General features: G+C 73.1%; 12 protein-coding genes. 4 read left to right on the top strand and 8 right to left on the bottom strand.

The features are described 5' to 3' along the window. The first annotated feature begins 226 nt into the window (after window positions 1-226). Complete coding sequence (gene rox, locus ACZ6YG_RS15960; RefSeq protein WP_466018401.1) at window positions 227-1,657, top strand: rifampin monooxygenase; 1,431 nt, start codon at window positions 227-229, stop codon at window positions 1,655-1,657. Window positions 1,658-1,660: 3 nt separating this feature from the next. Here rox and ACZ6YG_RS15955 read toward each other — a convergent pair whose 3' ends face one another. Together ACZ6YG_RS15955 and ACZ6YG_RS15950 are read right to left on the bottom strand one after the other, a co-directional pair. Next, window positions 1,661-2,482, bottom strand: coding sequence for a Rossmann-fold NAD(P)-binding domain-containing protein (locus ACZ6YG_RS15955; protein ID WP_466018400.1), 822 nt, complete (start codon window positions 2,480-2,482; stop codon window positions 1,661-1,663). Beyond that, window positions 2,479-3,516, bottom strand: coding sequence for an NADP-dependent oxidoreductase (locus ACZ6YG_RS15950; RefSeq protein WP_466018399.1), 1,038 nt, complete (start codon window positions 3,514-3,516; stop codon window positions 2,479-2,481). The genes ACZ6YG_RS15955 and ACZ6YG_RS15950 overlap by 4 nt, the downstream gene beginning before the upstream one ends. 83 nt (window positions 3,517-3,599) lie before the next feature. Between ACZ6YG_RS15950 and ACZ6YG_RS15945 the strand changes: the two genes are divergently transcribed. Continuing rightward, window positions 3,600-4,037: a MarR family winged helix-turn-helix transcriptional regulator gene (locus ACZ6YG_RS15945; protein WP_397198874.1), complete on the top strand. Its 438-nt coding sequence runs from the start codon at window positions 3,600-3,602 to the stop codon at window positions 4,035-4,037. Between the two features lie 15 nt (window positions 4,038-4,052). Here ACZ6YG_RS15945 and ACZ6YG_RS15940 read toward each other — a convergent pair whose 3' ends face one another. Continuing rightward, the gene (locus tag ACZ6YG_RS15940; protein ID WP_397198875.1) at window positions 4,053-4,940 is read right to left on the bottom strand and encodes a LysR substrate-binding domain-containing protein; all 888 of its coding nucleotides are present in this window, start codon (window positions 4,938-4,940) and stop codon (window positions 4,053-4,055) included. Between the two features lie 80 nt (window positions 4,941-5,020). Between ACZ6YG_RS15940 and ACZ6YG_RS15935 the strand changes: the two genes are divergently transcribed. Together ACZ6YG_RS15935 and ACZ6YG_RS15930 are read left to right on the top strand one after the other, a co-directional pair. Continuing rightward, the gene (locus ACZ6YG_RS15935; protein WP_466018398.1) at window positions 5,021-6,268 is read left to right on the top strand and encodes an MFS transporter; all 1,248 of its coding nucleotides are present in this window, start codon (window positions 5,021-5,023) and stop codon (window positions 6,266-6,268) included. 17 nt (window positions 6,269-6,285) lie between these two features. Continuing rightward, window positions 6,286-7,161, top strand: a complete 876-nt coding sequence (locus ACZ6YG_RS15930; protein WP_466018397.1) for an SDR family oxidoreductase — start codon at window positions 6,286-6,288, stop codon at window positions 7,159-7,161. A gap of 40 nt (window positions 7,162-7,201) precedes the next feature. Here ACZ6YG_RS15930 and ACZ6YG_RS15925 read toward each other — a convergent pair whose 3' ends face one another. From ACZ6YG_RS15925 to ACZ6YG_RS15905, 5 genes are read right to left on the bottom strand one after another with little or no spacing between them, the layout of a single operon-like run. Next, window positions 7,202-8,350 (bottom strand): alpha/beta hydrolase family protein, encoded by a 1,149-nt coding sequence (locus ACZ6YG_RS15925; RefSeq protein WP_466018396.1) that lies wholly within the window; start codon window positions 8,348-8,350, stop codon window positions 7,202-7,204. A gap of 12 nt (window positions 8,351-8,362) precedes the next feature. Then, entirely contained in the window at window positions 8,363-9,778 is a 1,416-nt protein-coding gene (locus tag ACZ6YG_RS15920) for a S41 family peptidase (protein ID WP_466018395.1), read from the bottom strand. After that, the gene (locus ACZ6YG_RS15915) at window positions 9,775-10,809 is read right to left on the bottom strand and encodes an ABC-2 transporter permease (RefSeq protein ID WP_466018394.1); all 1,035 of its coding nucleotides are present in this window, start codon (window positions 10,807-10,809) and stop codon (window positions 9,775-9,777) included. The genes ACZ6YG_RS15920 and ACZ6YG_RS15915 overlap by 4 nt, the downstream gene beginning before the upstream one ends. Continuing rightward, window positions 10,806-11,696, bottom strand: a complete 891-nt coding sequence (locus ACZ6YG_RS15910; RefSeq protein WP_466018393.1) for an ABC transporter ATP-binding protein — start codon at window positions 11,694-11,696, stop codon at window positions 10,806-10,808. Before ACZ6YG_RS15910 ends, ACZ6YG_RS15915 begins: the two co-directional genes overlap by 4 nt. Then, window positions 11,693-12,097, bottom strand: coding sequence for a GntR family transcriptional regulator (locus tag ACZ6YG_RS15905; RefSeq protein WP_148031663.1), 405 nt, complete (start codon window positions 12,095-12,097; stop codon window positions 11,693-11,695). Before ACZ6YG_RS15905 ends, ACZ6YG_RS15910 begins: the two co-directional genes overlap by 4 nt. Window positions 12,098-12,120 lie beyond the last annotated feature (23 nt).

Here is a 12,120-nt window from a genome sequence, read left to right as displayed (position 1 = left end):
AGAGCATCCTCCCGGCCGCCACTCCCGCGGATCAGCCGCCATCCGTCGCACATCCCGCACGGATCACGCGCCGAACGGCGCACGGTACGGGGGGAGGGCGTGACAAAGAGGGATCACCCACCTCTTGCCACTCTCAACGTATAGCGGACAGGGGGGCTTGCGGCAAGACCCGGGTCGTACCGCAGAATCGTCGGCCGACACGCGAGCTCGACAATGGGGGATTTCCATGATTGACGTGATCATCGCCGGTGGCGGGCCGACCGGCATGATGCTGGCCGCCGAGCTGAGGCTGCACGGCGTGCGCGTGGTCGTGCTGGAGAAGGAGACCGAACCGACGCCGAACGTCCGTTCCCTCGGCCTGCACGTGCGCAGCATCGAGGTGATGGACCAGCGCGGCCTGCTGGAACGCTTCCTGGCGGAGGGCCGGAAGCACCCGCTCGGCGGGTTCTTCGCCGGCATCGCCAAGCCGTCGCCCGGCCTGCTGGACACCACCCACCCGTACGTCCTCGGCATCCCGCAGCCCGTCACCGACCGCCTGCTGGCCGAGCGCGCCGCCGAGCTCGGCGCCGACGTCCGGCGCGGCCGCGAGCTGACCGGGCTGAGCCAGGACGAGCACGGGGTGACCGCCGAGCTGGCCGACGGCTCGCGGCTGCGCGCGCGCTACCTCGTCGGCTGCGACGGCGGCCGCAGCACGGTGCGCAAACTGCTCGGCGTCGGCTTCCCCGGCGAGCCTTCCAGGGCCGACACGCTGCTGGGCGAGATGGAGGTGGGGGTGCCGCAGGAGACGGTGGCCGCCGTGGTGGCCGAGGTCCGCAGGACCCAGCTGAGGTTCGGCGTCGGGCCCTTCGGCGAAGGCGGCCTGTATCGGGTCGTCGTGCCGGCCGAGGGGGTGGCCGAGGACCGCTCGGTCCCGCCTGGCCTTGAGGAGTTCAGGCGGCAGTTGCGGAAGGTCGCCGGCACCGACTTCGGCGTGCACTCACCCCGCTGGCTGTCCCGCTTCGGCGACGCCACCCGGCTGGCCGAACGGTACCGGACCGGCCGGGTGCTGCTGGCCGGCGACGCCGCGCACGTCCACCCGCCGATGGGCGGGCAGGGGCTCAACCTGGGCATCCAGGACGCGTTCAACCTCGGCTGGAAGCTGGCCGCCGAGGTCGCCGGCTGGGCGCCGGAGGGGCTGCTGGACAGCTACCACGCCGAACGGCACCCGGTGGCGGCCGACGTGCTCGACAACACCCGCGCGCAGGCGGAGCTGATGTCCACCGAGCCCGGCCCGCAGGCGGTGCGCCGGCTGCTGTCGGAGCTGATGGACTTCGAGGACGTGAACCGCCACCTGATCGAGAAGATCGTCGCGATCGGGATCCGCTACGACCTCGGCGAGGGTCACGAACTGCTCGGCCGGCGGATGCGGGACGTGCCGCTGAAGAACGGCCGCCTCTACGAGCTGATGCGCGGCGGCCGCGGGCTGCTGCTCGACCGGACCGGCCGGCTCTCGGTGGAGGGGTGGGCCGATCGGGTCGACCACGTCGTCGACGGCAGCGAGGAGCTGGACGTGCCCGCGGCGCTGCTGCGGCCGGACGGCCACGTGGCGTGGGCCGGCGACGACCAGCGGGAGCTGACCAGCGGGCTGTCCCGGTGGTTCGGCGCGGCGGCCGGCTGAGCGCTACGCGCTCGTCCTCCATTCGTCCAGGTGGGCGTCGATGAACTCCCGCATCGAGGTGGGCTCACGCCCGGTTATCCGCTTCACGGCCGGCGAGAGCTCGGCGAAGCCGCCGTGCCGGACGCGGTGGTAGAGGTCGTCGAGGATGCCCGCCGTCCAGGGGTCGAGGCCGTGCAGGGTCTCGTGCGGGGGCGGGTCCTCGGCGCGGATCCGGTGGCCCAGGCGCGCGGAGAGCTCCCGCGCGACGGACGCGACCGGAACCGCCTCCGGACCGGTGATCGTGTGCGCCCGGCCACGGTGATCCTCCGGCGCGCCGAGCGCGGCCACGGCCACGTCGGCGATGTCGCGCGCGTCCACCCACGCGATCGGGCCGCCGCCCGAGGGCAGGCTCAGGACGCGGTCGTCACGGATGGCGTCCCGGTAGAAGCGGGGGTCGGTCAGGACCTGATGGAACCAGGACGGGCGCAGCAGCGTCCAGGAGGCGGCCCGGGTGACGACCGCGTCCTCGGCCCGGCGAGCCCAGTGGTCCGGCGCGAGCGATTCGGCTCCCTGCTCGGACACCAGGACGACATGGGCGTCCGGGTTCACCTCGACCAGGCCGGCCATGAGGTCGGGAGCGGCGGGCAGGTCGGGGCGCACCAGGTAGATCGCGTCCACGTCCGCCGCCTCGCGCCAGGTCGCCGGGTCGTGCCAGTCGAAGCGGACCTGATCGGCGGCGGGCCGCGACGACCCGGCCCGGACGAGGGTCCCGGAGCGGCGCAGCCGGGCCGTCACCTCGCTCCCGGTCTTGCCCCGGGCCCCGGTCACCAGCACCGTGCGGGTCATGCCCGCTCCCCGAGCCGGACGACGACCTTGCCGATCGTGGACGTTCCGCCGTGCAGCAGGCCCAGCAGGGCTTCGGGCACCCGCTCGATGCCGTCGAGCACCGTCTGCCGGTGCACGATCTCGCCTGAGCGCACCCAGGAACCCACCTCGGCCCGGAAGGCGGGCATCTGGTCCCGGTGGTCGGCGACCAGGAAGCCGCGTGCGGTCGCCCGCTTGGTGACCAGCTCGTACAGGTTGCGCACGCCGTGCGGTTCGCGGCCGTCGTACTGGCTGGCCATCCCGCACAGGGCCAGGCGGGCGCCGACCCGCAGGCGGCCGATCGCGGCCTCCAACTGGACGCCGCCGACGTTGTCGAAGACCACGTCGACGCCGTCCGGCGCGGCCTGCGCGAGGAGCTCGTCGGCCGCGCCGTCGTGATAGTCGAAGGCGGCGTCGAAACCGAGGTCGTCCACCAGATGGCGCACCTTGGCCGGCGATCCCGCGCTGCCGATCACCCGCCCGGCTCCCCGCAGCCTGGCGATCTGACCGGCGACGCTCCCGACCGCCCCCGCCGCTCCGGTGACGAACACCGTGTCGCCGGGCCGTACCTCCGCCATCCGGGTGATGCCCAGCCACGCGCTCAGGCCCGTCGTGCCGAGCACGCCGAGATAGCTCTCGGCGGGCAGATCGCCGGTGTCGATCGGGGAGACCCCGGCCGCGTCGACCACGGCGGCCTCGCGCAGCCCCAGGAAGTGCTCGACCACCTGGCCCGGCTTGACACCGTCGGCGCGGGACTCGACGACCACGCCGACCGCTCCTCCCTCCAGCGGCGCGTTCAGCGGGAACGGCGGGATGTAGGACGGACGGTCGTCCATCCGGCCACGCATGTACGGGTCGACCGACAGGTGGGTGTTGGCGACCAGGACCTCACCGGGCCGCAGGTCGGGAATCGGGGCTTCGACCAGCGTGAAGTCGTCGGCCGACGCCTGTGCTCGCGGCCGTCGGGCCAGGTGCCACTCCCGGGCCCGTCCCTTGCTGGTAACCGTCATCGGCATGCCTCTCGTAGATGCTTGAGTCAATCAAGCATTCAACCTGGCACACATGCTTGAGTGCGTCAAGTTCTTGGTAGGGTGGTGCCATGGCGCTACCCACAGGGCCCGTCACCGCGTCGACCGACGCCGAACGCGCGATGTTCGACTTCGTCGACGCCTACGACCGCGCCTTCGAGACCGCCGCCCTGCGACACGGGCTGAGCGTGGCGCAGGCCTGCGTGCTGGGGCGCCTGACCCGGGAGCGCGGCATGGGCGAGCTGGCCGACGAGCTCGGATGCGACGCCTCCAACATCACCCAGATCATCCGCAGGCTGGAGGCGCGCGACCTCGTCCGCCGTCAGCCCCACCCCGACGACCGCCGCTCCCGGCAGATCGTCCGCACCCCCGAGGGCGCCGGCCTCTACGCCGCCTTCGAGGAGTCCTTCGCGTTCGCCCGCTCCGCCGTCTCCAACCTGAGCGCCCGCGAGCAGGACCAGCTGGCCACCCTGCTCCGCAAGGCGCTCCACGGGAACGACCGGGGGTGAGCCGCCCGGCGCGTCTCACGCGCCGGATTCGGACACCTGGACGCCCAGCGCCGACAGGAACGCGGCGGCGGCGGGGGAGGGCCGGTGCCGGCTCCAGATGAGATGCTCCACGCGGGCCGGAGCGTCGCTGAGCCGGACCACGGGCAGGTCGGGGAGCTGGGACACGAAGGCCGCCGGCAGCATCCCGACGCCCAGGCCCTGCCGGATCAGGCGAGCCATGAAATCGGGGGTCGACACTTCGAAGGCGACCTCGCGCCGCACCCCGGCCGCCGCGAAGGCCTCGTCGGACTGGATCCGCCCGGCGCTGCCCGCGGGGAAGTCGACGAACCGCTCGTCCGCCAGCCGGTCCAGCTTCACGTGCTCCTTGTCGGCCAGCGGGTGGCCGGGCGCGACCACGGCGACGAGGTCGCCGCGTGCCAGCTCACGGCCGCGGACGCCCTTGGGCCGGACGCCCAGGGGAAGCCCCAGGAAGGCGACGTCGAGCGTGCCCTGCCGCACCCGTTCGACGAACTCCTCGCTCGCGCCGGAGCGCAGGCTGATGCGTACCTCCCGGTGGCGCAGGTGGAAGCGTCGTAGCGCGACCGGCAGATCGACCGCCGTGACGGTGGGGATGGCGCCGATGGCGAGCCGGCCGCGGATCTCGCCGGCGGCGGCCGCCACCTCGGCCCTGGCCCGCTCGGCGGCGTCGAGAGCCTGGCGGGCGGCGGGGAGGAACGCCTCGCCCGCCGGGGTCAGCCGGACGCTGCGGCTCGTGCGGTCGAACAGCTTGGCGCCCAGCTCGCGCTCCAGCCGCGCGATCTGGTGGCTCAGCGCCGACTGGACGACCAGGCACTGCTCGGCGGCGCGGGTGAAGTTGGCCGTCTCCGCGACGGCGACGACGTAGCGCATCTGCTGAAGCTCCATGGATCAATCGTGATTCACGATCGTTGAGATGACAAACATGCGTTGGACTCATTGATCGCTCATGCCTCAGGCTGGGACGCATGACGCCAAGACCCCATCCTGAGGGCGGCCTGTCGCACGGGCTGCTCCTGCTCATGTCGGTGGCGACCGGGCTGGCGGTCGCGGGCAACTACTTCGCGCAGCCGCTGCTCGACCTGATCGGCAGGGAACTCGGCCTCGGACCCTCGATGGCGGCGCTCACGGTGACGGCCGCGCAGGCCGGGTACGCGCTCGGGCTGATCCTGCTGGTGCCGCTCGGCGACCTGGTGGAGCGGCGGCGGCTCGCCGTGTCGCTCTACGCGGCGACCGCGGTGTTCCTGCTGGTGTCGGCCACCGCGGCCGACGGCACGGTGCTCCTGGTCAGCACGGCACTGACCGGCCTGGCCTCGGTCGGCGCGCAGGTCGTGGTGCCGTTCGCGGCGACGCTGGCGGCACCCGCCGAACGCGGCCGGGTGGTCGGCACGGTGATGACCGGGCTGATGCTCGGCCTGCTGCTGGCGCGCACCGCCTCCGGCACGCTGTCGGAGCTGGGCGGCTGGCGGACGGTCTACTGGGTGAACGCCGCCCTGATGGCGCTGACGGCCGTGCTGCTGCGGGTCTTCCTGCCCCGGCTCGGCGGCGACGGCGGGCGCCTGTCGTACCCGAAGCTGCTGCGCTCCACGATGGCGATGTTCCGGTACGAGCCGCTGCTGCGGTGGCGGGCGGCCATCGGCGCCCTCAGCCTGGCCTCGTTCAGCGTGCTGTGGACGGCGCTGACCTTCCTGCTGGCCGGGGCGCCGTACGAGTGGTCGGAGTCGGGCATCGGCCTGTTCGGCCTGGTCGGCGTCGTGGGCGCGCTGACCGCCACGGTCGCGGGACGGCTGGCCGACCGCGGCCTCGTGCAGATCGTGACCGGCGCGGGCACGGTCCTGCTGGCGGCGTCCTGGCTGGCGCTCGCCGCCGGGACACGCTCCCTGATCTGGCTGCTCGCCGGCGTGGTCGTGCTGGACCTGGCGCACCAGGCGGTGCTCAACAGCAGCCAGAACGTCATCTACGCGCTGCGGCCCGAGGCCCGCAACCGGATCAACTCCGCCTTCATGACCTCCTTCTTCGTCGGCGGCGCGGTGGGCTCCGCGCTGACCTCGGTGGTCTGGGTGCACGGCGGCTGGACCGCCGTGTGCGTCCTGGGCGCCGTCCTGTCCGCCGGGACCGTCGTGCTCTGGGTCCTGGAGCGCCTCACCACCGGCCGGGCCGCCGGGAAACCCCCGCAGCCCGCCGCCCACCCGGCGACCGCCGGGTCTGCCAACTAGTCACGAGGAGAACGAACATGTCACGCACCGTACTGATCACCGGAGCCACCGGAACCGTGTCCACCGCGCTGATCGACGCGCTGGAAGGGGCCGACGTCCGCCTGCGCGCCCTCGTCCGCGACGCGTCCAGGGCGGACGGGCTGAGGGACAGGGCCGAGGTCGTCGTCGGCGACCTCGGCGACCCCCGGTCGCTGGCGCCCGCCTTCGAGGGCGTGCAGGACCTGTGGCTGCTCACCCCGAACAGCCCGCGCGCTCCGGAGAACAGCATGAACGCCGTGTGGGCGGCACGCCAGGCCGGCGTGGAGCGCGTCGTGCGCCTGTCCGTGATCGGCGCGGCGCACGACGCGCCGAACCGCAGCGGCAGGCTGCACGCGCTGTCGGACCAGGAGCTCGAACGGTCCGGTCTGCGCTGGACGATCCTGCGCCCGCACTGGTTCATGCAGAACCTGCTGAACGAGACGGGCGACATCGCGGCCACCGGCACGTTCTCGCTGAACGTCGCCTCGTCCAGGGTCGGCATGATCGACGTGCGCGACATCGCCGAATGCGCCGCCCGCGTGCTCCTCGACGCCCCCGACCGTCACCACGGCCGGACGTACACGCTCACCGGCCCGCGCTCGCTGACCTTCGACGAGGTGGCGGCCGAGCTGGGCCGCGTCCTCGGCAGGCCGGTCGCCTATCTGCCGGTCAGCGACGAGGCCAAGCACAAGACGCTGCTCGGCCACGGTGTCCCTGAATGGATCGCCGACATGCTGGAGGAGTACGCGCGGGCGTACGTCTCCGGCTGGGGCGACTTCACCACCGACGCGGTCGCCGGCCTGCTCGGCCGCCCGCCGCGCGACGTCGCCGACTTCGCCCGCGACCACGCCGCCAGGTTCGCCCCGGCCGCCTGAGCCGGGGCGAACCTCGCCGAGCGCCGGGCGGGACGTGCGGCTAGAGGCAGGCCCCGCCGCCCGGGGCGCAGTGCGCGACCTCGGGATACCGAGCCGACGGCTTGTCCAGCAGGGGCTGGCGTTCCGCCTTCAGATGCTGGTCGAGGAAGGCCGCCACATACGTCCGGGTGAGCTCGGCGGCGCGCGCCGCCGCCAGTTCGGGGCCGGCGGGTCCGATGCCGAGGGCGCCCGCCAGCACCGGGAGGTCGGTGAAGGACTGGTGGTCCCCGCCCTTCATGACGATCCACCGCTTCCACCCGGTCAGCAGCTTCCAGTCGCGCTCCCAGGTGGTGTCCCGGCCGCCGGGGACGTGCTCCGGCGAGCCGATGAACATGAACGGCCTGGAGAACCCGCCTTCTGGGATCCGGGCGTAGGTGGTGCCGTCCATGTCGATGCCGGCGCGTACCCGGGAGTCCTTCACCATGACGGCCACCGAGCTCGCCCCGCCGATCGACTGGCCGGCCATCGCGATCCTGGAGCGGTCGATCAGCCCGGCGCCGTCCCACCGGGACGGCAGCTGGTCGAGCACGAAGGAGACGTCGGCCGCCCGGACCTGGACCACCCCCGCGCCGAAGCCCGGATCGGCGTCGCTGTCACACGCGAGGCACTCCGCCACCCGGCCGTCGGCCAGGGTCGTGGCGTAGCTCTCGTGGGTGTGGTCGATCCCCGCCACCACGTACCCCCGGCTGGCCAGGTCCTCGGCCAGGGACGTGAGCGTGCTCAACGGCTTGGTGAAGCCGGGGGACAGCACGACCAGCGGAAGGTCCCGCCCCGCGGGTTCGGCGTCTTCGACGGCGTTGGTGCGGGTCCGGCTGAGCGCGTCGTACGGAACGCCCGTGATCCTGGAGCCCTTGAGGAACAGCTCCGATTCCCGCGGCGTCATGTACGGCGCGCGTTCCCCGTCGCGCTGCCTGGTCGGGTACCACAGGGTGACCTTGAGCTCCCTGGCTTCGGCGTCGAGGTCCCAGGGGTCGGGGCGGGAGGTGTCCTTCAGGTGCAGGACGGTGGTGCCGACCGGATGGGCGCCGGAGGGCTCGGGCAGGACGGCCGGGCCCGTCGGCGTGGGCGACGGGGCGGCGGAGCGGGGCGGCGTCGGCGCGGCGCAGGCCGACACGGCCAGGACGGCCAGGACCGCCAGGAGGTGTCTCATCGCAGGGTCCCTTCACTTCCGCAGCAAGGTCAGGGCCTTGGCCAGCGCGGGGTCGCGCCCGGCGGCCGCGTCGCGCGGGGCCGGGGCCACGTGGTGGTCGGGCGGCACGCCGATCCGGTCGATCACCTCGCGATCGGGACCGAGGTGGTGCCTGGAGGGGAGGCTCAGCAGGGTGTTGTCGCTCAGCAGGTACGGCTGCGCCGGGCCGGAGACGACCCCGGCGGTCCTGGTGCCGACCAGCCGGCCGGCGCCCAGGTCCTTGATCGCGGAGCTGAAGTGCTCGCACGCCGAGGCGCAGCCGCGGTCGGTGAGCACCACCAGCGGCAGGCCGACCAGTTCGACGGTGTCGTCGGTCCGCATGGCCTCGCAGTCGCCTTCCGCGGTGCACTGGTAGGCGGTGACCTCGCCGTGGGCGAACGCGCTCACCAGCCGGACCGCCTCGACGGGGCTGCCGCCGCCGTTGCCGCGCAGGTCCAGCACGACGCCGGAGAGCGTCCGTCCGGTACGCAGCCGCGCGACCGCCTTGAGAACCCTGTTCGCGGCGTCGGAACCGAACCCCCGCAACCGCACGTAGGCGACGTCGTCCAGCAGCTTCGACCGCACCGCCTGCAAGGTGGCCAGGTCCCGCTGGTAGAGGCCGGGCTTGAGCGTCACGCTCCAGCGGCGGCCGGTGCTCTCCCGCAGCAGCCGCAGCCGGACCGGGCGGGCCTGCGGGTAGCGCGGGTAGAGGGCGGCGATCGCGGCGGTGGCCTTCCCGTCGAGGAAGGGCGCCGAGTCGTCGATCGACTCGATGACGTCGCCGGGGCGCAGACCGGCGGCGTGCGCCGCGCCGCCCTCCACGGCGGTGACGAACAGCGGGGGCAGGGCCGTGCCGGGGTTGCCCGTCGCCTGCGGGCCGTCGACGTTCGCCTGGAGTCCGAGGCCGTAGCCGTCGCCGTCGTAGGCGTCGGGGTGCCGTTCGACGCCGTGCGCCCAGCGGGCGTGGTTGTCGCCGAGCGCCGCCACCATGGCCTCCAGGGTGACCACGGCCAGCTCGTCGCGCAGGCCGGGCACCTGGTCGGTGGTCTTCCGGTAGACGGTCTCGAAAGCCGTCCAGTCGGCTTTCCTGTCACCGGTCAGCGCCGGCATGGCCGCCTCGGGCACGTCGCGGCCGTTGCGGTTGAGTTCCTGCGTCAGGGCGGCGAATCCGGTGAGCAGCAGCGTGCGGGCGTCCAGCGTGGCGCCGCCGTAGTAGTTGCCGAGGATGCAGAAGTACGCCTGCTCGATGACGTCGATCGTGGTGGCCGTCTCCGCACCGGGCGGACTCTGGGGCCGCGCGCAGACCGTGCCGGCCGCCGTGCCCGCCTCGCCGCGCGGTGGCGTCGGCGCGGCGCAGGCCGCCGCCAGGAGGAGCGCGATCCCGGCCGCCGCGATCCTGGCGGCGGTCATGACAGACGCCTCCTGGTCCACCAGAAGCAGAACCACGCCAGGCCGGCGGTGAGCAGGGCGTAGATCCCGGTCTCGATCCACTGGAAGGGCCAGAAACGGTCGAGGGGGTGGTAGGTCGCCTGCTGCCGGTAGCCGAGGCGGTTGATCTCGGCCACGCACGTGTCCATGCCTCCGGACGGCGCGCAGGGTCCCGACGTGGTGGAGACGCCGATGGTGCCTTCCGCGCCGGCAGTGCGCCCGGACGGGTCGACGAGTTCGCTGGACAGGACCCAAGCGCCGGCGTGACCGGGAACGGCCGACCTCAGCATGACGTGCACGGCGCCGCCCTCGTCGCGGTCCATGCCGATGCCGTCCACGTTCGCCTGGCCGAGCTCGAAGGACGCCGTGACCGGGGACATCAGATGGGGCCGGACCAGCATCGGCATCGCGAGCTGGACCACGGCGAACAGGGCCAGCGTGAGGGCCATGGCGGGCAGCATGCGGCGCACGAGCATGCCCACGGTCACCCCGAGGACGAAGGCGAAGGCCGCGTACCCCATCGGGGCGATGCCGCGCGCGCCGAACACCAGGGGAGCCATCAGGCCCAGCCCGTCGGCGGCCGACTTGTCCAGAGGGTCGGACCACCAGGTCACCATGAGGCCGCACAGGCCGGCGGCGGCCACCGTGACCAGGCCGACGAGCCCGAGCTTGACCGTCAGCCAGCGGGCGCGGGTGATGCTCTGGTTCCACACCAGCAGGTGCGTGCCGGCCTCCAGCTCGCGGGTGATCAGCGGCGCCCCCCAGAAGAGCCCCGCCAGGGCCGGCAGGAGCAGCACGACGAGGGTCAGGGCCATGAACGGGAGCTGGTACGTGTCGAAGAAGCGGTCGTAGAAGCGGCCGCAGCTGCCGTCCTGGGCGCAGGCGGCGATCCCGGAGGCGTAACCGGAGGCCAGGCCGGGGCCGGTCACGGCCAGCACGGCGGCGAGCACGCCGAGAACGGCGGCCATCATCACGGCCGAGCCGCGGAACTGCCGCCAGGTCAGCCAGATCATCGCCGCACCTCCAGCACGGGCCGCCGGTCATCGGCGACGTACCTGTCCATGTAGGCCAGGACCAGGTCCTCCAGGTCGAGCCGGGTGACCGTCCAGGCGGGGTCGTGGATCGGGGCGTCGGTGCGGATCACGTACGTGCTCTGCCGGTCGGTGTGGCGTGCGGAGATCACCTGCTGGCCGGCGGGGAGCCGGGCGGGGTCGCGGCGGGGGCCGGTGAGCCGGTGATGGGTGGACAGCAGCCGGTCGACCTCTCCCGCCACCTGCACGCGCGAGTCGACGAGCACGATCAGGAAGTCGCAGACCCGTTCCAGGTCGGCGACCAGGTGGGAGGAGAGCACCACGCTGAACTCGTGCTCGACGGTGGCCTCCATCAGCCCCTGCAGGAACTCGCGGCGGGCGAGCGGGTCGAGCGAGGCGACCGGCTCGTCCAGGATCAGCAGCTCGGGCCGCTTGGCCAGGCCCAGGGTGAGGGCGAGCTGGGCGCGCTGGCCGCCGGACAGCTTCCCCGCCCGGTGGCCTGAGGGGAGGCCGAGCCGCGTGATCCGTTCCCGCGCGAGGCCGGCGTCCCAGCGGGGGTTGAGCCGGGTGCCCAGGCGCAGGTGCTCGGCGACGGTCAGCCCCGAGTAGACCGGGGTGTCCTGGGCGACGAACCCGACCTTGGCCAGCTGCGCCGGGCCGCCGGCCGGCCGGCCGCCCAGCACGGTGATGGCGCCCGCCGTCGGTTCGAGCTGGCCGGCGGCCAGCTTCAGCAGTGTGGTCTTGCCCGCCCCGTTCGGGCCCACCAGGCCGACCACGTGCCCGGCCGGGATGTCGACGGTGCACTCGCGTAACGCCCAGCGTTTGCCGTACTTCTTGCCCAGTTCCTGGGCTTGCAGGACAGAAGTCACGCTATTTCCTCCTGGGAGGCGGTCCGAAAGGTGGTCATGAAAAGGGCCTCGATGCTCTCGTCGTCGAGCCCGGCCCTGCGTGCCTTCTCCAGCCAGCGCCGCAGATCCGCGCGGAGCGGGCCGTGCGCGGCCAGCGAGGCGCCGGCCAGCGTCGCGGTCACGAACGTGCCGACCCCCGGCCGGGCGGCCACCAGGCCCTCGTGCTCAAGCTCCCGGTAGGCCTTGAGCACCGTGTTGGGGTTGATCGCCAGCCCCGCCACCACGTCCTTGACCGTCGGAAGCTGGTCACCCACGCGCAGCAGCCCCAGCCGCAGCGCGTGCCGCACCTGCTGGACCAGCTGCTGATAGGGCGAGACGCCGGACCGGCTGTCGAGGTAGAACTCGATCAACAGCTTCTCCATTCATCTAGTCTCCTAGTACTTTA

The sequence above is a fragment of the Nonomuraea sp. NPDC054003 genome, from assembly GCF_055585125.1.
Note: the sequence above shows the minus strand (reverse complement) of the source record. Positions and strands in the feature narration are given on the sequence as shown.

Bases quoted from the DNA above. Each gene is read 5' to 3' on its own strand.
- rox (WP_466018401.1), top strand. From the start codon at position 227: ATGATTGACGTGATCATCGCCGGTGGCGGGCCGACCGGCATGATGCTG.
- ACZ6YG_RS15955 (WP_466018400.1), bottom strand. From the start codon at position 2,482: ATGACCCGCACGGTGCTGGTGACCGGGGCCCGGGGCAAGACCGGGAGC.
- ACZ6YG_RS15950 (WP_466018399.1), bottom strand. From the start codon at position 3,516: ATGCCGATGACGGTTACCAGCAAGGGACGGGCCCGGGAGTGGCACCTG.
- ACZ6YG_RS15945 (WP_397198874.1), top strand. From the start codon at position 3,600: ATGGCGCTACCCACAGGGCCCGTCACCGCGTCGACCGACGCCGAACGC.
- ACZ6YG_RS15940 (WP_397198875.1), bottom strand. From the start codon at position 4,940: ATGGAGCTTCAGCAGATGCGCTACGTCGTCGCCGTCGCGGAGACGGCC.
- ACZ6YG_RS15935 (WP_466018398.1), top strand. From the start codon at position 5,021: ATGACGCCAAGACCCCATCCTGAGGGCGGCCTGTCGCACGGGCTGCTC.
- ACZ6YG_RS15930 (WP_466018397.1), top strand. From the start codon at position 6,286: ATGTCACGCACCGTACTGATCACCGGAGCCACCGGAACCGTGTCCACC.
- ACZ6YG_RS15925 (WP_466018396.1), bottom strand. From the start codon at position 8,350: ATGAGACACCTCCTGGCGGTCCTGGCCGTCCTGGCCGTGTCGGCCTGC.
- ACZ6YG_RS15920 (WP_466018395.1), bottom strand. From the start codon at position 9,778: ATGACCGCCGCCAGGATCGCGGCGGCCGGGATCGCGCTCCTCCTGGCG.
- ACZ6YG_RS15915 (WP_466018394.1), bottom strand. From the start codon at position 10,809: ATGATCTGGCTGACCTGGCGGCAGTTCCGCGGCTCGGCCGTGATGATG.
- ACZ6YG_RS15905 (WP_148031663.1), bottom strand. From the start codon at position 12,097: ATGGAGAAGCTGTTGATCGAGTTCTACCTCGACAGCCGGTCCGGCGTC.